Origin of the sequence: Marinobacter shunpengi, from assembly GCF_045449715.1 — a bacterium.
GTDB lineage: Bacteria > Pseudomonadota > Gammaproteobacteria > Pseudomonadales > Oleiphilaceae > Marinobacter.
Map to the genome: position 1 here is coordinate 111,878 of NZ_JBJJLA010000018.1, position 20,834 is coordinate 132,711.

The following is a 20,834-nucleotide window of genomic DNA, read 5'->3' on the forward strand; positions in this document are numbered from 1 at the left end:
AGTTGAGCCGCCTTGCGGATCGGAAGGCCCGGATAATCAGGGATATGATCCAAATCACAGACTGTAATGGTGGTCGACATGACTGGCCTGACAACCGATAATTGTTCCATTGTAACCGCTATAATCGATAAAAACGGTAGTTAAGGATTATTCAAATATGGACATGACCTCCCCGGCGCCCCTTTCCCCCTGTTCCACCGATTCAGTTGTCGAGAACCCTCATCCACTGCAATCCATTGAGAACGATCCGACGGTCCAGTCCCGGGCCGACGCCCTTTTTACGGACCTGTTGTCGCTATCACGGTCCACCGATAAGGACCGTGCCCAGGCCCGGGCCACCGTGGATTCCCTGGGGCATGCGCTACAGAAGGAGTCCGCCAGGCAGAGCCAGCTCCTGCAGGCCCCGGTACAGCAGCTCGCAGGCCGTGCGGAAGACGGCGGTGAAGTGGCCAACGCCCTGATTGATCTGAAGGTTCAGGTGGAATCACTGGATCCGGCCGGATTCGACCTGAGTCCCGGCTGGTGGAGCCGGCTGGCAGGTCGGCTGCCTTTTATCGGCACGCCCCTGAAGCGGTATTTCAGTCGCTATGAATCTGCCTCCACCGTGATTGCCGCCATTGTCAACTCACTGGACGCCGGCAGGAAGCAACTGGAGCGGGACAACATCACCCTGAAGGCGGATCAGAGTGATATGCGCCAGCTCACCGACAAGCTTGCCCGCGCCATTGAGGTGGGCAAACAGGTGGACGCCCAACTGGAGCGCTCGATGGAGCGGGACCACGCCGAGGATGAGGACCTGTGCGCCTTTATCCAGGAGAACCTCCTGTTTCCGCTACGCCAGCGCATCATGGATCTCCAGCAGCAGTTGGCGGTCAACCAGCAGGGTATCCTTACCATTGAGGTGATCCTGCAGAATAATCGGGAACTGATCCGTGGCGTGGACCGGGCCACCCAGGTGACCGTCAGTGCCCTCCAGATCGCCGTGACCCTGGCACTGTCCCTGGCCCACCAGAAGGTGGTCCTGGACAAAATCGACGCAGTCAACCGGACCACCGATGAACTGATCGCGGGCACGGCCAGCCAGCTCCGGGCACAGGGCGCCGACATCCAGGCCCGGGCGGCCTCATCGCAACTGGATCTGGAAACGCTGAAGCGTTCGTTCCAGGATATCAACACCGCCCTGGACGATATCGCCGGTTTCCGGCAGCAGGCCCTGCCCGCCATGGGGCAGGCAGTGTCGGAAATGACCCGGTTGACCGACAAGGCCGCCAGTCGCATCGATACCCTGTCGGAATCCCGGGGGTCAAAACTCCGGCTTGAACCCGACCTGAACTGAGGGCCGGTTGTGGCAGTACCTTCCAACGACCTGTCCGGGCGGTTGATCGCCTATTTCCATGACTGCCTGGAGGGGGAGTTTGCCCACCACGATACGGTCGATAACTTTCGCCGGGGAAGCCGCCACCTGCTGACCGCGTCCCTGGACCCCGGCAATGGTTACCACCAGTTTCCGAAGACGAACGCTCAGCCCTGTCGGCTGTGCATCGGGGATTTCACCACTTCAGACGAGATGGAAGAAATCGCCAACCGTTACCAGATGCTCCGACAGGACTATCAATTGGTCGCCTGCCTCGGCACCTATAAGTCCTACTACGAGAGCCTGGGAAGGAGCCTTGTTCGTAGCGATCCCCTGTTTATCGGGAGTATCGACGACCTGCCGACCCGTTTTGCAGAACTGACGGTGCTGGAGATCGGTAACCTGGTGGTAAACCCCGACCTGGTATCGCGTTATCCGGCACTGGAAGATCTTCCTCTCCCGGACAGTCCGGTACGCTGGCAAAATCTGTCCGCAGAACTCTTCAGCCGGTACGGGCTTGAAGTGAAGGCGAACGATGAGGTGGTCCCCCTGGAGCTGCTGCTCCGTCGCCGGTCGCAACTTTCAAGCAGCGTCCTGCATGAGCTTTCCGAAATGTCGAAGCGTGCGGTTCCATTGTCAGGGCCAGCGGCACAGATTATCGGACTGGGTCCACCGACTGACCAGGACGAGGCCAGCAGCACCCCCGAACTGCTCCCCACCAGCCTGACCAAAGCCCAGGAGCAGGCGGTCCTCAACGGCGGGCGCCACCCCCTGAGTGTCATCAACGGCCCACCCGGAACCGGCAAGACCCACACCATTGCCTGTCAGGTGTTGGACGCTGTTATCAACCAGTGCAGCACCCTCGTCGTCTGTAGCAATGACCAGTCTGCGGATGTCGTCCGCAACAAGATTGCCACCATGCTGGAGGGGGCGGAACCTATTATCCTTCGCCCCGGCCGCGGCAACTATCAGCAGGATCTGGTGGACCAGATCAACCAGTGGCTTGAGGGCGAGCAGGAGCCACCGGCGGATGAGGCCGTCCTTGCAAGGACCGCCCAACGGCTGGAGAACACTTCCCGGCGCTTTCGCCATGCCGAAGGGTCGTTCTTCCGGGCTGTTGCAGACGCCGAGCGGTCTACCGAGTCCGGCGTCGGGCCCAGTGCCTGGCTGAGGCGTTGGTGGTCAGCCCTTCGCACCTGGCGTTCGCCCTTGCTCACCCAGCGCTGGCAGGAACTGCAGATGTCGATTTCCGATCACCAGGCCTGCATGCACGATTATCTCCTGCAACAGCTTGATGCCCGGCTCTCCGGGCTGCTGGCCAATCACCGCGATGCCCTGGCCACCCTTTCCATGGCCCTGCGCTCCAGGGCGAGCCATCGGCGCAATGAGCGCTTTGAGGCTCTGGACTGGTCAACCCTAACCCGGGTCTTCCCGGTCTGGATCGTGTCCGCGGGCGACCTGAGCGACTCGGTCCCCATGACCACCGAGCTCTTCGACCTGGTCATTGTGGATGAGTCTACCCAGTGCAATCTGCCCCAGGCGCTGCCGGCCCTGCAACGGGGCAAGCGGGCCGTGATCGTTGGCGATCCCCGGCAACTCCGGCATTACTCCTTCCTGGCCCGCAAGGTTCAGGAGGAAGCGGTTCTCAGGCATGACCTTAAGAACGCCACACTGGATCTCGACTACCGTTCCCGGTCTCTGCTCGACTACGCGATAGACGCCCTGCCTCACCGCAACGCGTTGTCGTTCCTGGATGAGCACTTCCGTAGCAACCCGATGCTGATCGACTTCAGCAATGACCGTTTCTACCAGCAACGCATAAAGATACTGACCACCCATCGCCAGAACCAACCGGACCAGCCGCTGCAGACCATGGCGTGCCCGGTGGAGGAGAAGGACAACGTCAACCTGGCGGAGGTGGAACGGGTGATGGAAACGCTCCACACCCTGATCAACCAGTACCGGGACTCGTCGAGCCCGCCCGGTATCGGGGTGCTTGGAATGGTCAGGGCCACGGCGATGATGCTTGAAGACCGCATTACCAGGGAGATCTCCCTGGAGGACATCAGCCGCCACCAGTTACGGGTCGGCACGCCCTACGCCTTCCAGGGGGATGAGCGGGATATCATGCTGGTGGCTTCCTGCGCATGGCCAGGTCAGGTCCACGGCACACAGCGTTACCTGGAACGGGATGACGTCTTCAATGTGGCGATCACCCGGGCCCGCCAGCGTCAGGTGTTCTTCCATGGTGAGGGGCTTATCGAGGCGGAGCCCGAACGGCTGGCGAGCCGGTACGTTCGCCACGGGCAGCAGTTCCGCAAGGATCATGCTCACCACGAATCAACGGCAACAGCCAGTGATCCCATTCTTGAGACGCTGTCCACCTGGTTTGCCAACCGGGGGCTGAGGGCCCGCCCCAACCTGCCGTTTGCCGGCCAGGTAGTGGAACTGGCCGTGGAAACGGAGGAACAGCTTGTGGCCATTGACCTTGTGGGTCGCCGGGACGCCGGCTGTGAAGTCGGCAAGGCCTGGGACGCCGCCCGCTACCGGCTGCTGGAACGGGCGGGACTGATACTGGCTCCCATCGCCCGCCAGCACTGGCTGAAGCGGCGTGATGAGGTACTGGCGGACCTGGAACACCGGCTTTCCATTGACAAACACGGTGCTCCGCTGAACCAGCCCCTGAAATCGCCGCTCTATCGTCGACTGAAGGAGCTGGGCCCAGTGAACGGTTCCGGCGGGCCGTCACCCGCTGAACTCTTCGACCGCCTCCACAAGGCGGGAAACCTGGTGGAGTTCTGGTTGAAACAGCACTTCGCCCCCGATGAACTGACCTACCAGCGCTATAATCAGACCCGGATCTCCCTGCTCCGCCAGGCCGAGCGCAAACTCGAGGGCATCTGCCTGATCCTGGAGAGTTTCCGGGAGCTCGGCGCGCCCGAGGATTTGCAGGAAGCGATCACCAGCCGGATCGCGGAATGCGATCAGGCGGTGAGCTCGCTGGTGAACCTGGCCCGGGAACTGGCCGAGCTGGGAACCACTGACATGGCCTCTACCATGGATGAGCTGCAGCGTCTCACGGACAGAGTCTCCGACTATCGGCTCAATTGACAGAGTTGAGTGCAGTCCTTAACGTTAGCAGGCTCCACAACCACCCGGTGCCACCATGACCCTTGCCGAGATCTTCCTCAGGACCCTTGAGACCACCCTGCCCGTTTTTGCCATGGTCTTTATTGGTCTAGGTCTGCGTAAGCTCCGCTGGATCGACTCCGACTTTGTAAACACCGCATCAGCCCTGGTCTTCCGTGCCACGCTGCCAACGCTGATCTTCCTCAGCATCCTGCGGGCGGATCTGGACACGGCCCTAAACCCCGGTCTGCTCGGCTTTTTCCTGCTGGCCACCCTGGGCAGTTTCGCACTGGCCTGGCTGTGGGCGCTGTGGCGGGTGCCGAGGCCGGACCGGGGCGTCTACGTCCAGGGCTGCTTCCGTGGCAACTGCGGCATTGTGGGGCTGGCCCTGGCCGCCAGCATGTATGGCGACTACGGCCTGTCTGCCGGGGGTATCCTGCTGGGGCTGGTGATTATCTCCTACAACATCCTCTCGGTCGTGGTCCTGCTGACCTACCAGTCAGAACAGAAGCTCCGCTGGGGGCACATCCTGGGTGATATCGCACGCAATCCACTCATCCTGGCGGTCGTCATAGCCGTGCCCTTCGCCTGGTGGGATATCGTATTGCCGCAATGGGTCATGACCAGTGGCGACTACTTTGCCTCCCTCACCCTGCCCCTGGCTCTGCTCTGCATCGGCGCCACCATCTCCGTCAACGCTATTCGCAGCGACAGTGGCCCGGCCTTCGGGGCCGCCGGTTTCAAGATGCTGACCCTGCCAGCCCTCTGCACCGGCGCTGCCTATCTACTGGGATTCGAGGGGCGGGAGCTGGGCCTGATGTTCCTGTACTTCGCCAGTCCCACTGCCGCCGCCAGCTTTGTGATGGTAAAAGCCCTGGGTGGAAATGCCCGCATGGCCGCCAATATTGTCGCCATGACTACACTTCTGGCCAGTGTCACCATCACCCTCGGAGTGTTTGTCCTGGAGAGTGCGGGAGCTATCTGACCGCCATTCAGCTTCCTGTCCCGCCAAGCCAGGCGGCACCACGCACGCCACTGGAATCGCCATGGGTCGCCCGGACCACCGGGGTATCGCACTCTCCCCCGAACACATGGTGTCGCAGCCGTTGCGGCAATGCCTCGTAGATCGCCGCCACATTGGACATACCACCCCCCAGTACGATGATGTCCGGGTCCACCACATTGATCACCGCTGCCAGCCCCCGGGCCAGTTGATCCAGATATTGGTTCAGGGTTTCCCGTGCCTGTTTCTGACCCTCCCGGGCGGCGGTAACGATGGCGTGAGTGGTGGCGGTCTCACCCCAAAGCAGCCGGTGGGTCAGGGCCATGCCAGTGCCGGAAAGGAAGGTTTCGTTACATCCATTACGCCCGCAGAAACAGGGACGCGCGTGGAGTTCTTCATCCGGTGTCCAGGGCAAGGGGTTATGGCCCCACTCCCCGGCAACGCCATTGGGGCCGGTCAGCGGCCTGCGGTTGACACTGATACCGGCACCACAGCCGGTTCCCAGGATGGCAGCGAACACCACCTCATGGCCGACGCCGGCGCCATCGGTGGCTTCCGACAGGGCCAGGCAGTTGGCATCATTGGTGAGAGTCACAGGTCGGTCCAGCAACCTGGCCAGGTCATCCGCCATGGGTTGGCCATTGAGCCAGGTGGAGTTGCCGTTCTTGACCCGACCGGTCAGCCGGGAGACGGAACCGGGAATACCCACCCCCACCGATAGCCCCTGGTAGCCGGCGTGACGTTCCGCCTCAGAAACCAGCTCCGCGATGGTTTCCAGGGTGCCTGGATAGTCATTGCGGGGTGTGGGCAGGCGTTGGCGGAAGTGCTCGTTGCTGTGGTGATCCAACAGGATCACCTCGGTCTTGGAGCCGCCCAGGTCAATGCCGATCAGCCAGTCTTCCTTCATGGGCACTATTCACCGGTTGAACAGGTTTAGCAGGATGGTCAGCACCACGCTGATCACGATCATGGAGGTGATGGGAATGAACACCTGCGTACGGTCCGACCGCCAGTGGAGATCCCCCGGCAACTTGCCGAACCACTGCACCAGACCGGGCGCAAAATGGAGAATCAACCCGATCACCACCAGAACCACTCCGGCGACGATGAACCAGCGTGCCATGGATGAAGGCCTCCCGTTCCAGCTCGTAGTGCTCGCATTACGGTTTACAGAATGCAGGAAGGACCACCCTGACGCAAAACGCCCCGGCATGGTCAGGATCCCTGCTCCCGGGCTTTTCCTTCCCGGATGGTTTCCCGGGCTTCCTGTCGATCCTCGCCGTCAGCCTCGGGAGCCTCGTGTTCGTCGGCCCGGGAGGGGCGGTAGCACAGGGTTACCAGGATCGGGAAGTGATCCGAGCCAAAATAATCCAGTCGCTCGATGTGACCGACGGTGAAATGCTCGCTGGTGAAGACGTGGTCCAGGGGCCAACGCAGGAACCAGTGCCCGGCGTGGAAAGTACTGAACATGCCCCGCCCGCGCCGGGGGTCCAGCATGCTGCTTACCTTACAGAACAACCGTGTGGTACGTGACCAGGCCACATCGTTCAGGTCGCCGGCCACCACCGAGGGGTGCCCCGCCTCGCGGATCTCCCGCCCTATCAGCAACAGCTCCGCATCCCGCCACAGGGATTCCTTGCTCTCACTGGGCGCCGGTGGTCTGGGGTGGACCGCATGGAAACGGATCCTGTAGCCAGCAGGCAATTTCAGCCAGCCGTGGATGGAGGGAATATCGTCCTGGATCAGATACTTCACTTCCGATTCTTCCAGGTGCAACCGGGAATACAGGTGCATGCCGTAGAGGTTGTCCAGGGGAATACGGATGATACAGGGCCAGTCACCAAAGGCCTCGTCCAACCGGTCGCCCCACCACTGGTCCGATTCCAGGGTCAGTAGCACGTCCGGCTCCCGGTCCCGGACCTGGCGTATCAGGTCGTCGCTGTTCCGATTGGAGGTCAGCACGTTGGCGACCATCAGGGTGAAACACCGGTCTTCCTGCCCTGGCTCGGCAGGCTGGACCTGCAACGGCCAAAGGCGGGTCCAGGGAAGGATACGAAAAAGCTGTACGGTAAGCACGAACAGCCCCACCCCCAACACCCACCAGCGCCAGGGCGTGTCGGCAAGGGGCGACAGCACCATCACGGCCAGCGCCAGGGTTGCTATCTGGAGGCGGGGAAATTCACAGGCCCTGGCCCACCAGTCATGTACTGGCACCCTTCCCAGTACCGTGACCGCGAGCAGTACCAGGGCGGCACTGAGAAGAATAGGTCCTGTCATCTGGTCTCCCGACTACAGTGGGTTCAGCAACTGCCTTTGTCATCCCCGGCACTGAAGACCGCCATACACCCTGACGTCTTCCCTGCGTTCATCCATCACCATAGCAAATTATGACTTTTTCAGCGTGCTCTCCGGGAGCCCCCAGCCCGCCGGAACTACTGTCTCAGGCCGTGAGCCAGCCAGCAAACAACCCATACAGCGGAATACCCAGCATGACATTGAACGGAAATGTCATACCAAGAGACGCCAGCATCGCCATGCCGATATCGGCATCAGGAATGGCGTGTCGCACTGCCACGGGTGCCGCAATATAGGACGCACTGGCGGTCAGGGTTGCCAGGATCACCAGGTTGCCCGTTTCAAGACCGATCCACGCCCCTGCCAGAAGCCCCGGCAATGCCATTAGCGGCGGCGCGGCTACCGCAAAAACCAGCAGTTTCCAGTCCCCCAGCCGCAGGCGACGAAGGGTTTCAGAGGCCACCAGTCCCATCTCGAGGAGGAACAGAGCCAGGATCAGTGAAAAGGCCTCAGTGAGTGGGGCAGTCACCTTGTCGCCGTCGGCGTAACCATAGAGCATGCCGATAATGACACCCCCAACCAGAAGAACCACGCTGCGGTTGGTGAGGGTTTCCTGCCATAACGGGATCGAACCTGTATCACGGGGCCTTTCACCGGAGAAACGGCGGTAGAACCAGAGCCCCATCAGAATAGCGGGCAGTTCGAGCAATACCAGGTACAGGGTGACCTCTCCGCCCGTTGGCAATGAGCGTGCCTCGACCCAGGCCATAGCCACTGCAAAGGTTCCCGCGCTGACGGAGCCATAATGGCAGCACAGGCTGGCGGCATTGGCCACATTCAGACCAACCACGTATCGCAACACCGGAAACAGCACGAATGGCAACACAAAGCCGAGCGCCGCGACCACCGCCAGTTCAGCAAAAAGTTCGACACTGAGGTTGCCGTGCAGCGCCATGCCACCTTTCAATCCGATGGTGAGCATCAGCAACAGACTGAGCACGTCGTAGGCGGCCTTGGGAATTTCCAGGTCTGATCGCAGGGCCCCGGCAACCAGGCCCAGCAGGAAGAACATTACAACAATATCCGGCATTTGAAATCTCTGAGGCAGGTGGCTCAGAAGAGCCATTCAGGCTCTGCCTGGTAACGTGCGAAAAAAAGGGCCCGCGGTGGGCCCTCAAAGGTTCAGTGTGTCGGTCACTCAGTTCGCTGCAATGGGCCGATAACGCGTCTGACCTATCAATGCAGGATCTGCAGTGTGTCGTTCGGACGCCTCCACCGTGGACGAAACTGCCCCGGCGGGCACCTCAAATACGTGGTAGGCCTCCGGGCCGAAAGGGTCAAGTGCCGTGCCGAGGTATTGATAGTTTTCGGGCACCGGCTCACCGGAGAACGCGACCCGGAACCGTCGCTCCACGGTTGGAGTCGTCACTTTCAAAGGCTGTTCGATCCAGAGATAAACCCCCTTCTCCGATACCAGATATTCGCACCGTACCACTCGGAATCCGTTCTTCAGGGTGAGACGGGTAGTTTCCTTGCCTGCATTGATACGGAATTTGTGAATGGTTTTCATGGGCGGTCTCCTGTGTCATCGACAGGCCAATACTGCATTGCGGGAAGCTCGCAATGAATCAACTTTTCTGAGCAGTATTGTTCGCTTTTTTCGAACCACTCTGCAGGTCCGGCCGTGGCTGGACGATGGCCTCCACTGCTGGGTGATGGATGCGGCCAGCGCGAGTCACCGCATAGAGTATATCCTGCACATCATCAATACGGGCTACGGTTTCCACCTTGTATTGCCGGCAGACCTCATCGGCAATCGCCGTGGGGGCAGCAAAATAGCCCAGCCCTTCCCGTCCGAAAACCTTGATAAGAGCGCTATCATCCACTTCCGCCACCACCCGCACCTTCACCTGTTTGCGGGCAAACCAGTTCATCAGTTCCGTAAAGTAGGGAGCGTCCACCGAAGTGGCCAGAAACGGCGCACCGTCGAGGCTTCCTGGAAATCCCTCTCGCAGGGATGTTGACAGTGGTGCGGAGGCAAACAGGGAGATGGATGAACTCGCAAGGCGGTGGGCCAGGAACGAACCAGCCTGACCGGGGCCGGGTTGCCGGTCGGTAAGCACCACTTCCAGCTCTTTTCTTGCCAACCGCTCCAACAAGCTGTTGTTGTCACCGGTCCGGCAGTGCAGGCGCACTTCGCGACTCAGCCCCAGGGCCGGCCCCAGCAGGTGGTAGGCGATTAGCTTGTGAATCGATGCCGACAACCCGACGGTCAGCGAGAGCGGACGGTTCTCGGGAGGCCGACGGACCATTTCAGTCAGGGATTCAGCAACCCTGAACATATCATCCGCATAGCCATACACCGCGTTGCCAAAATCTGTCAGCTTCAGGGATCGGTTCCTGCGCAGGAACAGCGGACCACCCAGTTCGTTCTCCAGGGTTGCGAGCTGGCCGCTAAGGGTCTGAGGGGTAAGATCGAGTATCTCACTGGCGCGCTGGATGCCCCCCTCCCGGGCAATCACCCAGAAATAATAGAGATGACGGAAATTGATCGGGTTCATCCGGATTGTTCCATGGCCACGCTGATGTCAGCCGGATTCCGGTTCAGTGATCGCGGGGAATCCGGTGGCTGTTGCCAGTCGTTACTGTTTACGGCGGTAAATAATACCGGGATGACACTGGACCATTTCGTACAGGTGGGACAAGCCGTTGAGCGATTCCGAAGCCCCCAGTATGAGGTAGCCCCCTGGATTCAGGCAACTGTGCATCCTGGTGAGGATGTCCCGTTTATGTTCCCCGGAAAAGTAGATCAGTACGTTGCGACAGAAGATCAGGTCGAACCGCCCCAGCACGTAACGGTCCATCAGGTTCAGCTCCCGGAATTCCACCATACGCTGAACCTGGGGCTTAACCTTCCAGCCGCCACTGGGCAGGGCGGTGAAGAAATGCCGAAGCCGTTCCTGGGAGAGACCACGGCCCAGGGCCAGCATCTCATATTCTCCCCGCTTGGCCGTATCCAGCACCGAGCGGGAGATGTCAGTGGCGGTGATCCTCACCTCGTTCTTCAGCCGACCGGGCTGGAACCGCTTGTATTCCTCGATGGCCATGGCAATGGAATAAGGTTCCTGTCCGGTGGAGCAGGCAGCAGACCAGATCCTCAGGGGCTGGGTGCTGCCCCTTGCCGCCAGCTCCGGCAGCAGTTTTTCGGAGAGGATACGGAACGGATGGGTATCCCGGAACCAGAGGGTTTCATTGGTGGTCATCGCATCGATGACCGTTTCCTTCAGTTGCGTGGATCCGGGGCGCTGCAGACGTTGCAACAGGTCGCCCAGGGACTCCAGAGCATTGTCCTCAAGAAGCCGGCGTAAACGGCTTTTCACCAGGTACTGTTTGTTATCACCCAACAGGATGCCAGACGCATCCTGCAGGAATTTCTTGAAGGCATCATATTCCTGGGGAGTGATGTCTGCTTTCATCAGATCTCTGCGGTCGATTGAAATGTCAGACGGGAGTGCCGATGCCGGCAGGCCCGTTATTCACGGTCGAGTATTTCCATCACCCGCTCAGCAAGCTCGTCGGGGCTGAACTTCGCCATGAAATCGTCAGCCCCTACCTTCTGCACCATTGCCCGATTGAAAATACCGCTCAACGACGTATGGAGCATAATGTACAGGTCTTTGAGTGCCGGGTCATTTTTGCATCTTGCGACCAGAGTGTAGCCGTCCATTTCGGGCATCTCTACATCGGAGATCACCATGGAGACGTGGTCCGTGATCCGACTGCCGTCGGCGATGATCTCTTTCAGGTACTCCAGCGCCTGCTTGCCATCATTGCGGGACTCCACCTCCAGACCAATGGCGGTCAGGCAGCGGACCATCTGGCGCCGGGCTACCGATGAGTCATCCACGACCAGAATCGGACGGGAAGCACTGCGGTCCCGGGTATTGCGGGAGAGAACTTCCTCACCCACATCTTCCTTGAGGGGGGACACCTCGGACAGCACCTTTTCAACATCGATTACCTCAACCAGGGCATCGTCCAGACGGGTCACCGCCGTCAGGTAGACTTCCTTTCCGGCACCCTTGGGGGGTGGCATGATGTCCTCCCAGTTCATGTTCACGATCCGGTCGACTCCGGATACTAGGAATCCCTGGGTGCGCCGGTTATATTCGGTGATGATCACGAAGCTGGTGGACACCTGGTCGTGCGGCAGCGCCGGCCCGCCGATTGCCATGGACAGATCGATGATGGGAATGGTCTCTCCACGGATATGAGCCACGCCCCGCACCACCGAGCGGCTGTTGGGAATGGAGGTCAGCCTGGGACACTGCAGCACTTCCTTGACCTTGAAGACGTTAATGCCATAAAGCTGACGCCCCCGGAGGCGGAACAGCAACAACTCAAGGCGATTCTCCCCCACCAGCTGGGTGCGTTGGTTAACACTGTCAAGGACGCCTGCCATTCGAAACTCCCGGAAACTGTGCTGGCAGCTCACCGCCCCGGAGAATCCTCAAGGGCAGACCGGGCACAGTAGTTGCTTAGTTATAGATATATGGCCAGGAAAGTGGACGGAGCGACAAGAACCCGACGATCCAGCTTCCTTAATGCCTCAGTCGTCGCATTGTAGCGTCGCCCGGGGCTGAGGTATGTAACGGCTGGTATCCGGGAAAGTTTAGAGCCTCTGCAAGAGCCCGGCTCCACCGACAACCACGTTTTCTGGCGCCTTTTGAGACAGCATAGGACAAAGCCGGCCAAATGCGCAGTTTAATTGCCATCATCCTTATCGCCATCAGCGCCAGTACCGCCCTGGCGGCTGACTCGACGGGTCCGGATGACATTCTGGCCGCCGGTCGGGCCTTCATGGAGGATTTCGTCCGCCAACAGGAGGACGAAGGACTCGAGGCAAGTTTCACCCTCGGCAGTCTGGATCCGCGCCTCAAGCTGGCCCCCTGCGCGGACGGGCGGATTGACGTTGAGTTCAGTAGCGACCCAATGGAATCCACCCAGCCATCCCTGCTGGTTTCCTGTCAGGGTGAGCGGCCCTGGCGGATGTACCTGTCGGTATCCCTTGAAATTCACGGCGATGCCCTGGTAGCAGCCAGACCCCTGAACCGGGGTGACCGGATTACCCGCGCCATGGTAACCACAGAGCGGGTTCAGGTGAACTCAGTGCGGCAAGGAACCATCACCCGGCTGGATAACCTGGTCGGACTGGAAATGAAGCGCTCCGTCAGGGCCGGTACGCCCTTCACGCCGCACCTGGTGATGACGCCGGATGCCGTGGCACGGGGAGACCATGTTATGATTACTGCCCGCAACCAGGGGTTCGCCGTGAGCACCCGGGGCAAGGCACTGGCCAACGCCCGGATCGGCGAGCAGGTGCTGGTGGAGAACCTGTCGTCGTCCCGGACGTTGCGGGCCCGGGTAGTGGCACCGGGTCAGGTTGAGGTGGCCATGTAGTAGGCGGCATGAACAGTACGCGGCAAGAACCTGCCGGAACAGGCATCGGATTGCCGGCAGCAAGCCGCTGCTAAGGGGATAGAGGGTAACCGGTTCACACCCCGACAAAAGATGAACAAAGTTTTACTCAAGAAAGGGCCAAACCCGTCGATAAACGGGCAAGACCCAAATTTCGACCGCCACGGAGCGGCAAGCAGCTAGAGAAGGTATCGTCATGGCAGTTAACTTTAACGGCATTGGCAACAATCAGGTTAACTCCCCCAAAACCACCACGGACAAGGCCCCTGACGCCAAAACCGGCAACCAGCCGGCGCCCGCCGAACAGGCCGGCAAGCAGGCCCAGTCCGCCCGTGGCGAGAACGTCAACCTGAGCAAACAGGCCAAGGAGCTCAGGCAGATGGGAGAGAAACTGGACAGTTATCCGGAAGTGGACGACAGCCGCGTGGAAGCGATTCGCGCTGCACTGGCGGACGGTTCCTACAAGGTGGATGCGGAGAAAGTGGCCCAGAAAATGCTTGAGATGGATAAAAGCATTTTCGGGTGAGGTAAACCATGGCCACCGTAGACAGACTCCAGGCACTCCTTGACCAGGACCTGGACCAGCTCCGGCAACTCGCAACGCTGCTGGAGGAAGAGAAGGCCCTGTTGGCCAATGCGGATGTCCGCGCCATCGAGCCGCTGACGGAACAGAAGAACACGCTCCTGACCAGTATCCGGGAACGTGCCCGCCAAAAGGTGCACCTGCTGGTCGAAATGGGATTCCGGCCGGATCAGGGGCACCCCTCCCGCTTTATCCGCAGCGCCGGACTCAGCGATCTCTACCGGAGCTGGGAACAGGCCCAGGCCGCCCTCGCCGACTGCCATACCCTGAACCAGCAGAACAGCAAGGTGGTCAGCCACCTCCAGGCACGGCTTGCAAAGCTGACGGATATCTTCCGCGGCAGTTCCGGGCAGCAGAAACTGTACGGTGCCAGCGGCCAGCAAACCTCCGTTGGCCAGAGAAACATCCTCGCCAGCGCCTAGTGTCCGACGGCAATCAGGCGCACAAGAATCCAGACGAATTGGTAATTTGCCCGGCAACCGGGGGTCACTGGCCCCACGGTTTCTGGTAAACTTCGGGCGGTCATTCACCGAACGGAGCTCGTCATGGACCGCCTGCGCATTCACACCCCTGCCGCCAGCCTGAACCACTTCGCGGCGATCATCACGCTGCTGCTGGCCATGCTTGGATGGACCCTTTCCGCCCAGGCCCAGGACGCATCCGCTGACAATGACGATCTGCCCCAGGTGCGGGTATCCACCACCGAAGGCGCCTTCGACATTCGCCTCCGGCCGGACATCGCCCCCGACACCGTGGCCAATTTCCTTGATTACGTGGAGCAGGGCTTCTACGACGGCACCACCTTCCACCGGGTGATTCCCGGCTTTATGATCCAGGGCGGCGGCTTCGACAGCGACCTCCGCAGGAAAGCCACCGACGACCCCATCAGGAACGAGTCCCGGCAGACCGCCAAGAACCTCCGTGGCACCATTGCCATGGCCCGGACCCAGAATCCGGACTCCGCCACCTCCCAGTTCTTTATTAACCTGGCGGACAATCCGCACCTGAACGCCACCCGCTCACGACCCGGCTATGCCGTGTTTGGCTCCGTGACCCAGGGAATGGGGGCGGTGGACGCCATCGCCAACGTACAGACCACCCGCGCCAACGGCATGGCCGATGTACCGGTGGAACCGGTCGTCATCCAGTCGATCCGACTTATCGACAACGAGCAGTAGCCCATGGAACCACTCGCCCCATCCCTGCCTTCCATTGAACCGGCAACCCTGGAGTGGCGCGACGGCCAGCCTGTGTCCGCCCGCTTCGGTGACGTGTATTTCAGCCGGGAGAACGGACTGGAGGAAACCCGCTATGTGTTCCTGGGTCAGAACCGCCTGCCCGACCGTTTCGCCAGCCTGAACGAGGGCGACACCTTTGTGATCGGGGAGACAGGATTCGGCACCGGACTGAACTTCCTGGCGGCCTGGCAGGCCTTCCGGGACCATGCCCCGTCCGGTGCCAGCCTGCATTTTGTCTCCGTTGAACGCTACCCCCTGAAGGCCGACGACCTTCGTCAGGCCCTTGCCCTCTGGCCAGAACTGTCGCCATTGGCCGAGACGCTTCAGCAGCAGTATCCGCCGCTGGTCACGGGCTGTCACAGGCTGGTACTGGACAGTGGCCGGGTCCGCCTGACCCTCTATCTGGGCGATGCAGTGGACGCCCTGGAAGATCTTTCGTTCCGGGCCGATGCCTGGTTCCTGGACGGCTTCGCCCCGGCCTGCAACCCGGACCTCTGGGAACAACGGATTATTGAGCTGGTTCACGGCCACAGCCGCCCCGGAGCCACCTTGGCCACCTTCACCTCCGTTGGCCGTATCCGCCGGGGGTTTGCCGAGGCCGGATTCCGGATGGAGAAGGTCGCCGGATTCGGCCACAAACGGGACATGATTCGGGGTGAACTGCCCGATAATGGTCGCCAGACCTGTGAAGCCCCCAGGTCTGTCCTGGTGGTGGGCGCAGGACTGGCCGGCAGCCTGCTGGCCCGCAACCTGGCGGAACGGGGTGTGCGGGTGACCGTCGCCGATCAGGCCGAAGGACCCGGCGCCGGGGCGTCCGGCAATGCCCAGGGCGCCCTGTATGCCAAGCTGGGCGTGCAGTTCAATGCCCAGACACAACTCAGCCTGGCGGCCCTGCTCCACGCACAGCGCTACTACCCGCTGAATACTCCTGACGTCTGGCACCACACCGGCCTGTTGATGATGGCCGGGTCGGAGCAAGAGCAGCAGCGTCAACAGAAGTTCCTGCAACAGAACCAGTATCCCGAGAGCGTCCTGCGCCCGGTTTCCGCCGAACAGGCCGCCACGCTCACCGGCGCGCCCTGCCCCGAAGGCGGGCTCTGGTTCGGGCAATCCGGCTGGCTGGAGCCGGCACGCCTGTGCCGTACCCTGCTGGAGCACCCGAATATCCAGGCCGAGTTCGGCTTCCGGGCCACCCGCCTGCTGCCCTGCAACAGCCGCTGGTGCCTCTCCGGAGAAGGTCGGCAGGACCTGCTGGCCGATGCAGTGGTCATTGCCGCCGGCCATCAGACACGTTCACTGATGCCGGTACTGGGCGACTACCGCATGAAAGCCATACGCGGCCAGGTGACGGCGCTGCCGGTTGCCTCCCTCACGGCCCAACCCCGGGCCGTGGTCACCGGAACCCGCTACCTGAATCCGCCAATGGATGGTCAGGTAATCACTGGCGCCACCTTCGACCTGCATGATTCCGACCCACAGGAACGGCTCAGCAGCCACCAGGAAAACATCGATGCACTGGCCGACATGTTGCCGGGTGTACTCAGTGAAGAAAACCCGGCGTCCTCAGCTTCCGGACGGGTCTCCTTCCGCTGCACCACCCATGACTACCAGCCAATCGCCGGCCCCCTGGTCAATGGTGAGGCGCAGGTACTGGACGGCGCCTGGCTGTTCACCGGCCTGGGTAGCAAGGGGCTGATGTGGGCCCCGCTACTGGCGGAATACCTGGCGGACTGCCTCTGTGACCAGCCGGTTGCCCTGCCCCGGTCCCTGGCTGCGAGGGTTGATCCCAAGCGCTGTCTCGCCGAGCCGGTGGCAACCAGCCGCATTGCCTGATTTGCGTTCCAGTTTTTTCCCTGTTGGCCGATAAAGGGGTATAACGTAGTCATATCCGGCTACCCGGACCATCAGGAGCAGTAATGGCCATTCACGTCAGCGAACCCGGACGACCAACGGGAACCCGTCTGCCCGAAATTTTCCGCAGCAGGCGCGTGGGCAGCCTGGAGGAAACCAGTGCATCCCATGCGCTGCGGGAAAGCAGTGAAGAGATCTCCGATGGGGCCTTCCAGCAGGCCCGGGAAGTCCATGCCCGGCGTGCCGTAGCCCACTACAGCCAGGCGGAGGATGCCGAGCCGGAACCGGAACGCGCCTATCTGCCGGTCAGCCGGGTCTGCAGCCCCTGGATTCACTCGCTACCGGCGGAATCCACCCTGGCCGATGCCCTCGATGAGATGGAACAGCACGCCATACACCATATAGTGATCACCGCCGACGGTGCGGTCGGTGGCCTGGTGGATACCCGCTGGATACTGGCCTGGCTCCATGAGAACCATCATCACGACATTTCTCAGAGCTTCCAGAACATTGAGTTGCCGGCGTTCCTGACTGCCTCCCCGGAGACCGATGCCCATCAGCTCGCCCGCCTGATGCTGGCCCACCAACTGGACGCCGCCCTGGTGGTCGGCGCCGATGGCAGCCCCACCGGCATTATCACCAGCACGGATTATCTGCGGCTTTACGCAAGTTTGAGTCAGCAGGAGGGTGAGGTTTAGCTTCTTTTTAGTTGGCTATAGCTTCTAGGTCAGTTTGTAGCCTGCCAGGAACTCACCAAACTCCTGTTCATCCATGACCTTCACACCCAGCGACTCCGCCTTGGCCAGCTTGGACCCCGCCGCCTCGCCAGCCACCACACAACTGGTCTTCTTCGAGACACTGCCGGCCACCTTGGCCCCCAGGCTCTCCAGCTTCCCCTTCGCCTCGTCCCGGGTCATTTCAGAGAGGGTTCCCGTCAGAACCCAGGTCTCGCCTTTCAGGGGCAAAGCAGCAGGTTCGGCTACTTCAACGGACTGCCACTGCACGCCGCGCTCCCGTAACTCATCAATGGTCTCCTGGTTATGGGGCTGCCGGAAAAAGCTGTGGATATGTCCGGCCACGATCGGCCCCACGTCCGGCACTTCCTCCAGATCCTCCTCGGAGGCCGCGGCAATCTTCTCCAGGGTACCGAAATGCATGGCCAGGCCCTTGGCCGTGGCCTCCCCCACTTCCCGGATACCCACGGCATAGAGGAAACGCCAGAGCTCCGGAGTGCGGGAGTCATCAATCGCCTTGAGCAGGTTGTCGGCGGATTTATCACCCATCCGGTCCAGCCGCACCAAGTCGGCCTTGCGGAGCTGGTAAAGATCGGCGACGGTGTTGACCATCTCCTTCTCCACCAGCATGTCGATCCACTTCTCCCCCAACCCCTCAATATCCAACGCCTTGCGGGACGCATAGTGGCGGATCGCCTCCTTGCGCTGGGCGGGGCAGTAAAGGCCGCCGCTGCAACGGGCCACCGCCTCGTCCTCAATCTGAACGACTTCGGAGCCGCAGACCGGGCATTGCTCAGGTAGCTCAATCTCCCTGGCGTTGCCCGGACGTTTCTCAGCGACCACCTTGACCACCTGGGGAATGACGTCACCGGCGCGCCGTACAAAGACCGTATCGCCGATGCGTACGTCCAGCCGCCGTATCTCATCCATGTTGTGGAGGGTGGCATTGCTCACCGTGACACCGCCCACAAACACCGGCTTCAGCCGGGCCACCGGGGTGACAGCACCTGTTCGGCCCACCTGCCATTCCACGGCCTCCAGTACCGTCAGTTCCTCCTGGGCCGGGAATTTCTGGGCGATGGCCCAGCGCGGCGCCCGGGAGACGAAGCCCAGCTGTTGTTGAAAGTCCAGACTGTTGACCTTGAAGACAATGCCGTCGATTTCGTAGGCCAGACTGTCGCGCTTTTCGAGCAGGGATTCGTAAGCCTCCAGGCATTCATCGGGGCCGGTGGCCAGACTCATCTCCGGATTAATGCGAAAGCCCCAGTCGCGAACCATTCTCAGGCAGGCATAGTGAGTATCCGGCAGAATCCCTTCATCGGGCACTGCCACGCTGTAGGCGCAAATCTCCAGAGGGCGGCGGGCGGTGATCTTCGGATTCTTCTGGCGAAGGCTGCCGGCAGCGGCATTGCGGGGATTGACGAAGGTCTTTTCTCCCTGGTCGGCGAGCCTGCGGTTCAGCTCCTCAAACCCTGCCCGGGGCATGTAAACTTCGCCGCGCACCTCCACCACGTCCGGCAGGTCTTTCCCCCGCAGGCGGAGCGGCACGGACTCAATGGTGCGGATATTGGCGGTGATGTCCTCGCCGGTGTAGCCATCGCCCCGGGTGGCGGCCTGGGTCAGCAGCCCCTTCTCGTAGTGGAGGCTGACCGCCAGCCCGTCGAGCTTGGGCTCGCAGACATACTCCACCGGGTCGTCCGTCGGCAGACGGTCACGGACCCGTCGATCGAAATCGCGCAGTTCATCGTCGGAAAAAGCGTTGTCCAGGGACAGCATGGGCAGGCGATGGACCACTTCGGCGAAAGTGTTATCGCCGGTGGCACCCACCCGCTGGGTCGGCGAATCCGCGGTCACCAGCTCCGGGTGGTCCGCCTCCAGTGACTGGAGTTCGCGCATCAGGCGGTCGTATTCCGCATCCGGGACCGCCGGTTCATCCAGCACGTAGTAACGGTAATTGTGGTCGTCAATGACCTGACGGAGTTCCTGGATACGGCGTTCAACAGACGAGGTCTGGCTCATGTCTCTTCTATTCCGGGATGGGCCCTGGTCGCGGTAGGTCAGTGCCTGGAGCGGCGCTTGCGTTCGTATTCGCGGATCCGCTGACGGCAGTGCTCAATGGTCTGGGCGGTCATCACGCTGCGGCGTTCGTCCTTCAGCTCGCCTCCCAGGTTGCGTACCACAGCCTGAGCGGTCTCCAGCATGAAGTCAAAGGCCTGCATGGAGTTGGTCGGACCAGGCACGCTCATGAAGAAACTGATGCCGGGGGTGGACATCTCCTCCATCTCATCGGGAATGAAGGTGCCGGGCTCCACCGCGTTGGCAACGCTGAACTGAACGGGGCTGGTGGTTTCCGGCGTTTCGTGACGGTGGTAGATGTCCAGGTCGCCGTGTTCCAGTCCGCAGGCTTCGAACAGCTTTTTCAGGGCCTTGCCGGAAAAATCATCCTGTTCCCTTGCCAGTACGTTGATCACCAGCACTTCCTCCGCCGGCGGTCGGTTGGCACCGGCCTTGGGCTGGCCCTCGCGGGGCTCCGTTGCCGCCCCGCCACGACTGGCGGTGTCCTCCTCCACATCAGTGACGGTGGGTGGTTCCGGGTCCTTCCGGCGGCCCATCCTGCGGGGCTCGGGACGGCGTGGCTTGCGCACAGTGCGCATTTCGCCAGCCACTTCCTCATCGCCTGCCGGGTCGTCCTGCTGGGCGGTGACCGGTTCTTCCGCCAGACCGGCTGCCTGCTCGGGTTCCGGCTCCGGCTCGGAGGCGGTAAAGGAAGGAACATCGGATTCTGGCTCGGGCTCCGGCTCCGCTGTCTCCGGCCCCGGGGGCTCGGAAAGGTCGGTATCAGAGGGCACCGCGGCGGTCACGTAGCCACGCTCCTCCAGAGTGTCCCGGGACACCGGGCGGGCGCCCCCGTGGGGCAGCTCCGGGTTGTAGTCATCATCCAGGGGAGAATTCTCGATATCATCCGCGCCCATGCCGCTGGAAATGGCGATGGCGTCCTTGCGGGCACGCCGCATACGGCGCAGGCCATCCAGTACGATGGCGATGATAATCAGGGCACCAATGGCAATTAACCATTCCCGAAGCGACATAACTACCCGATCCTGTCTGTGGTCCTTGACAAAGCCCTGAACGATTTCCGGACAGCGGCGACTGTTCAGTGGCCCTCAAA

Annotated in this window: 19 protein-coding genes; 9 read left to right on the plus strand and 10 right to left on the minus strand. The window is 61.3% G+C overall.

Going from position 1 to position 20,834, the window contains the following annotated elements; genetic code table 11:
- Positions 1-157: 157 nt before the first annotated feature.
- Genes ACJO3T_RS12990 through ACJO3T_RS13000 form a run of 3 tightly spaced genes read left to right on the plus strand, consistent with a single transcriptional unit; the run spans position 158 to position 5,468 of the window.
- The gene (locus ACJO3T_RS12990; protein WP_406978719.1) at positions 158-1,336 is read left to right on the plus strand and encodes a toxic anion resistance protein; all 1,179 of its coding nucleotides are present in this window, start codon (positions 158-160) and stop codon (positions 1,334-1,336) included.
- 9 nt (positions 1,337-1,345) lie between these two features.
- Positions 1,346-4,465 carry an AAA domain-containing protein gene (locus ACJO3T_RS12995; RefSeq protein ID WP_406978720.1) on the plus strand — a complete coding sequence of 1,040 codons (3,120 nt, stop codon included), beginning with the start codon at positions 1,346-1,348 and terminating at the stop codon, positions 4,463-4,465.
- A 55-nt stretch (positions 4,466-4,520) separates the two neighbouring features.
- The gene (locus tag ACJO3T_RS13000) at positions 4,521-5,468 is read left to right on the plus strand and encodes an AEC family transporter (protein WP_406963069.1); all 948 of its coding nucleotides are present in this window, start codon (positions 4,521-4,523) and stop codon (positions 5,466-5,468) included.
- Positions 5,469-5,475: 7 nt separating this feature from the next.
- On the opposite strand, the gene ACJO3T_RS13005 is transcribed toward ACJO3T_RS13000, so the two are convergent.
- The 8 genes from ACJO3T_RS13005 to ACJO3T_RS13040 all read right to left on the minus strand — a co-directional run bounded on the left by ACJO3T_RS13005 (position 5,476) and on the right by ACJO3T_RS13040 (position 12,243).
- Positions 5,476-6,393 carry an ROK family protein gene (locus ACJO3T_RS13005; protein WP_406978721.1) on the minus strand — a complete coding sequence of 306 codons (918 nt, stop codon included), beginning with the start codon at positions 6,391-6,393 and terminating at the stop codon, positions 5,476-5,478.
- Positions 6,394-6,402: 9 nt separating this feature from the next.
- Positions 6,403-6,609 (minus strand): DUF2905 domain-containing protein, encoded by a 207-nt coding sequence (locus ACJO3T_RS13010; protein WP_406978722.1) that lies wholly within the window; start codon positions 6,607-6,609, stop codon positions 6,403-6,405.
- 92 nt (positions 6,610-6,701) lie between these two features.
- Entirely contained in the window at positions 6,702-7,763 is a 1,062-nt protein-coding gene (locus ACJO3T_RS13015) for an endonuclease/exonuclease/phosphatase family protein (protein WP_406978723.1), read from the minus strand.
- A gap of 163 nt (positions 7,764-7,926) precedes the next feature.
- Positions 7,927-8,871 carry a sodium-dependent bicarbonate transport family permease gene (locus ACJO3T_RS13020; protein ID WP_406963061.1) on the minus strand — a complete coding sequence of 315 codons (945 nt, stop codon included), beginning with the start codon at positions 8,869-8,871 and terminating at the stop codon, positions 7,927-7,929.
- Between the two features lie 108 nt (positions 8,872-8,979).
- The gene (locus ACJO3T_RS13025) at positions 8,980-9,351 is read right to left on the minus strand and encodes a DUF7352 domain-containing protein (protein ID WP_406963059.1); all 372 of its coding nucleotides are present in this window, start codon (positions 9,349-9,351) and stop codon (positions 8,980-8,982) included.
- A gap of 58 nt (positions 9,352-9,409) precedes the next feature.
- Positions 9,410-10,342 (minus strand): LysR family transcriptional regulator, encoded by a 933-nt coding sequence (locus ACJO3T_RS13030; RefSeq protein ID WP_406978724.1) that lies wholly within the window; start codon positions 10,340-10,342, stop codon positions 9,410-9,412.
- A gap of 81 nt (positions 10,343-10,423) precedes the next feature.
- Positions 10,424-11,257 (minus strand): CheR family methyltransferase, encoded by an 834-nt coding sequence (locus tag ACJO3T_RS13035; RefSeq protein ID WP_406978725.1) that lies wholly within the window; start codon positions 11,255-11,257, stop codon positions 10,424-10,426.
- 56 nt (positions 11,258-11,313) lie between these two features.
- Entirely contained in the window at positions 11,314-12,243 is a 930-nt protein-coding gene (locus tag ACJO3T_RS13040) for a chemotaxis protein CheV (protein WP_406978726.1), read from the minus strand.
- Positions 12,244-12,536: 293 nt separating this feature from the next.
- On the opposite strand from ACJO3T_RS13040, the gene flgA reads away from it, so the two are divergent.
- The 6 genes from flgA (at position 12,537) to ACJO3T_RS13070 (ending at position 17,629) form a co-directional block, all read left to right on the plus strand.
- Entirely contained in the window at positions 12,537-13,241 is a 705-nt protein-coding gene (gene flgA, locus ACJO3T_RS13045) for a flagellar basal body P-ring formation chaperone FlgA (protein WP_406963051.1), read from the plus strand.
- A gap of 214 nt (positions 13,242-13,455) precedes the next feature.
- Positions 13,456-13,785, plus strand: a complete 330-nt coding sequence (gene flgM, locus ACJO3T_RS13050) for a flagellar biosynthesis anti-sigma factor FlgM (RefSeq protein ID WP_406963049.1) — start codon at positions 13,456-13,458, stop codon at positions 13,783-13,785.
- An 8-nt stretch (positions 13,786-13,793) separates the two neighbouring features.
- Entirely contained in the window at positions 13,794-14,264 is a 471-nt protein-coding gene (locus ACJO3T_RS13055; protein WP_406978727.1) for a flagella synthesis protein FlgN, read from the plus strand.
- A 123-nt stretch (positions 14,265-14,387) separates the two neighbouring features.
- A complete protein-coding gene (locus ACJO3T_RS13060; RefSeq protein ID WP_406963045.1) occupies positions 14,388-15,020 on the plus strand; it encodes a peptidylprolyl isomerase in 633 nt (210 codons plus the stop codon).
- A gap of 3 nt (positions 15,021-15,023) precedes the next feature.
- The gene (gene mnmC / locus ACJO3T_RS13065) at positions 15,024-16,913 is read left to right on the plus strand and encodes a bifunctional tRNA (5-methylaminomethyl-2-thiouridine)(34)-methyltransferase MnmC2/FAD-dependent 5-carboxymethylaminomethyl-2-thiouridine(34) oxidoreductase MnmC1 (RefSeq protein WP_406978728.1); all 1,890 of its coding nucleotides are present in this window, start codon (positions 15,024-15,026) and stop codon (positions 16,911-16,913) included.
- Between the two features lie 83 nt (positions 16,914-16,996).
- The gene (locus tag ACJO3T_RS13070) at positions 16,997-17,629 is read left to right on the plus strand and encodes a CBS domain-containing protein (RefSeq protein ID WP_406963041.1); all 633 of its coding nucleotides are present in this window, start codon (positions 16,997-16,999) and stop codon (positions 17,627-17,629) included.
- A gap of 24 nt (positions 17,630-17,653) precedes the next feature.
- On the opposite strand, the gene ligA is transcribed toward ACJO3T_RS13070, so the two are convergent.
- Together ligA and zipA are read right to left on the minus strand one after the other, a co-directional pair.
- Positions 17,654-19,684 (minus strand): NAD-dependent DNA ligase LigA, encoded by a 2,031-nt coding sequence (gene ligA, locus ACJO3T_RS13075; protein WP_406978729.1) that lies wholly within the window; start codon positions 19,682-19,684, stop codon positions 17,654-17,656.
- Between the two features lie 38 nt (positions 19,685-19,722).
- The gene (gene zipA, locus ACJO3T_RS13080) at positions 19,723-20,754 is read right to left on the minus strand and encodes a cell division protein ZipA (RefSeq protein ID WP_406978730.1); all 1,032 of its coding nucleotides are present in this window, start codon (positions 20,752-20,754) and stop codon (positions 19,723-19,725) included.
- Positions 20,755-20,834 lie beyond the last annotated feature (80 nt).

Excerpts from the sequence above, each read along its gene's own strand:
- ACJO3T_RS12990 (WP_406978719.1), top strand. The coding sequence starts at position 158 with ATGGACATGACCTCCCCGGCGCCCCTTTCCCCCTGTTCCACCGATTCA.
- ACJO3T_RS13000 (WP_406963069.1), top strand. The coding sequence starts at position 4,521 with ATGACCCTTGCCGAGATCTTCCTCAGGACCCTTGAGACCACCCTGCCC.
- ACJO3T_RS13005 (WP_406978721.1), bottom strand. The coding sequence starts at position 6,393 with ATGAAGGAAGACTGGCTGATCGGCATTGACCTGGGCGGCTCCAAGACC.
- ACJO3T_RS13010 (WP_406978722.1), bottom strand. The coding sequence starts at position 6,609 with ATGGCACGCTGGTTCATCGTCGCCGGAGTGGTTCTGGTGGTGATCGGG.
- ACJO3T_RS13015 (WP_406978723.1), bottom strand. The coding sequence starts at position 7,763 with ATGACAGGACCTATTCTTCTCAGTGCCGCCCTGGTACTGCTCGCGGTC.
- ACJO3T_RS13020 (WP_406963061.1), bottom strand. The coding sequence starts at position 8,871 with ATGCCGGATATTGTTGTAATGTTCTTCCTGCTGGGCCTGGTTGCCGGG.
- ACJO3T_RS13025 (WP_406963059.1), bottom strand. The coding sequence starts at position 9,351 with ATGAAAACCATTCACAAATTCCGTATCAATGCAGGCAAGGAAACTACC.
- ACJO3T_RS13030 (WP_406978724.1), bottom strand. The coding sequence starts at position 10,342 with ATGAACCCGATCAATTTCCGTCATCTCTATTATTTCTGGGTGATTGCC.
- ACJO3T_RS13035 (WP_406978725.1), bottom strand. The coding sequence starts at position 11,257 with ATGAAAGCAGACATCACTCCCCAGGAATATGATGCCTTCAAGAAATTC.
- ACJO3T_RS13040 (WP_406978726.1), bottom strand. The coding sequence starts at position 12,243 with ATGGCAGGCGTCCTTGACAGTGTTAACCAACGCACCCAGCTGGTGGGG.
- flgA (WP_406963051.1), top strand. The coding sequence starts at position 12,537 with ATGCGCAGTTTAATTGCCATCATCCTTATCGCCATCAGCGCCAGTACC.
- flgM (WP_406963049.1), top strand. The coding sequence starts at position 13,456 with ATGGCAGTTAACTTTAACGGCATTGGCAACAATCAGGTTAACTCCCCC.
- ACJO3T_RS13055 (WP_406978727.1), top strand. The coding sequence starts at position 13,794 with ATGGCCACCGTAGACAGACTCCAGGCACTCCTTGACCAGGACCTGGAC.
- ACJO3T_RS13060 (WP_406963045.1), top strand. The coding sequence starts at position 14,388 with ATGGACCGCCTGCGCATTCACACCCCTGCCGCCAGCCTGAACCACTTC.
- mnmC (WP_406978728.1), top strand. The coding sequence starts at position 15,024 with ATGGAACCACTCGCCCCATCCCTGCCTTCCATTGAACCGGCAACCCTG.
- ACJO3T_RS13070 (WP_406963041.1), top strand. The coding sequence starts at position 16,997 with ATGGCCATTCACGTCAGCGAACCCGGACGACCAACGGGAACCCGTCTG.
- ligA (WP_406978729.1), bottom strand. The coding sequence starts at position 19,684 with ATGAGCCAGACCTCGTCTGTTGAACGCCGTATCCAGGAACTCCGTCAG.
- zipA (WP_406978730.1), bottom strand. The coding sequence starts at position 20,754 with ATGTCGCTTCGGGAATGGTTAATTGCCATTGGTGCCCTGATTATCATC.